We start from the raw sequence: 1,657 nt of genomic DNA, 5'->3' as shown, positions 1-1,657 counted from the left end.
CCGGGCAATTGCTTGCGGGAACGACACGGGCGAATTCGACCTTTGAAGGCATTGATGGCGACGTCGAGCTTGCCAGGGGCGTCCGGCTGATCTCGACGCCCGGCCATTCGATCGGCCATTACAGCCTGCTGGTCGAGTTCCCCAAGCGCAAGCCGATCATGTTCACGATCGATGCGGCCTATACGCAGAAGAGCCTCGAGACGCTGTGCCAGGCGGCCTTCCACATCGATCCGGTGGCGGGCGTCAATTCGATGCGCAAGGTGAAGAAACTCGCCGAAGACCATGGCGCCGAGCTGATGTACTCGCACGACATGGACAACTTCAAGACCTACAAGACCGGCACGCAATTCTACGGCTGACCGCCGCCAATCCGGAGACAAGACGATGCGCTATCTCGAACACGCCGATCCGGTCATCACCCTGACCGCGGGACCGGTGAACGCCTATGCCGAAGTGCTGCGCGGTCTCGGCCGCACGGTGCTCTACGACTACGACCCGGCGTTCCAGCTTTTCTATGAGGGTGTGGTCGACAAGGCGCAAAAGGCGATGCGGCTGTCGAACAAGCCGGTCATCCTGCATGGCGAGCCGGTGCTTGGCCTGGAGGCCGCCGCGGCCTCGCTGATCACGCCGGACGATGTCGTGCTCAACCTTGCCTCCGGCGTTTACGGCAAGGGGTTCGGCTATTGGGCGAAGCGCTATTCGCCACATCTGCTCGAGATCGAGGTGCCCTACAACGAGGCGATAGATCCGCAGGCGGTCGAGGCAATGCTGAAGGCGCACCCGGAGATCACCGTCGTTTCCGTCTGCCACCACGACACGCCGTCCGGCACCATCAATCCGATCGACGCCATCGGCGCGCTGGTCTCAGCGCATGGCGGCTATCTCATCGTCGACGCCGTCTCGTCCTTTGGCGGCATGCAGACGCACCCGGAGGACTGCAAGGCCGATATCTATGTCACCGGCCCGAACAAATGCCTGGGCGCGCCTCCCGGCCTGACGATGATGGGCGTCAGCGAGCGGGCCTGGGCCAAGATGAAGAGCAACGAGGCAGCCCCCCGCGCGTCGATGCTGAGCATCGTCGATTGGGAGCATGCGTGGTCGCGGGATAAGCCGTTTCCGTTCACGCCGTCGGTCTCGGAGATCAACGGGCTCGATGTCGCGCTCGACCTCTATCTCAATGAGGGGCCGGAGGCGGTATGGGCGCGCCACGCGCTCACCGCCAAGGCCATGCGCGCGGGCATTGCTGCGATGGGCCTGTCGATCTGGGCGGCCAGCGACAGCATCGCGTCGCCGACCACGACCGCTGTCCGCACGCCCGAAGGTGTCGACGAGAAGGCGCTTCGCCAGGCTGCCCGCGCCCGTTACGGGGTGGTGTTTTCGTCTGGCCGCGGCGAGACCTTGGGCAAGCTGACGCGCATCGGCCATATGGGTCCGACCGCCCAGCCGATCTATGCGATCGCGGCGCTGACGGCACTTGGCGGCGCCATGAACGCGGCCGGCCAGAAACTGGCGATCGGCAGGGGTATCGACGCGGCGCTGGCCGTGATCGACGCCGACGCCTGAACAGATATCACCACGGATTGAGGGAGCATTTTCATGACTGAACGGCTTGCGGGGAAGACGGCCCTGGTTACGGGCGCTGCGCAGGGTATCGGCA

At 64.5% G+C, this 1,657-nt stretch carries 1 protein-coding gene and 1 pseudogene; both read left to right on the top strand.

Annotated elements, in window-relative coordinates; genetic code table 11:
* A pseudogene (locus tag EN994_RS30275) lies at positions 1–359 on the top strand (N-acyl homoserine lactonase family protein); the annotation flags it as partial.
* Positions 360–384: 25 nt separating this feature from the next.
* Positions 385–1,563: an alanine--glyoxylate aminotransferase family protein gene (locus EN994_RS30270; RefSeq protein WP_063168890.1), complete on the top strand. Its 1,179-nt coding sequence runs from the start codon at positions 385–387 to the stop codon at positions 1,561–1,563.
* The last annotated feature ends 94 nt before the right edge of the window (positions 1,564–1,657 follow it).

This window comes from Mesorhizobium sp. M7A.F.Ca.CA.002.09.1.1, from assembly GCF_003998555.1.
GTDB lineage: Bacteria > Pseudomonadota > Alphaproteobacteria > Rhizobiales > Rhizobiaceae > Mesorhizobium > Mesorhizobium ciceri.
Note: the sequence above shows the minus strand (reverse complement) of the source record. Positions and strands in the feature narration are given on the sequence as shown.

What these genes read in the sequence shown, in the direction of transcription:
- EN994_RS30270 (WP_063168890.1), top strand. Translation starts at nt 385, where the DNA reads ATGCGCTATCTCGAACACGCCGATCCGGTCATCACCCTGACCGCGGGA.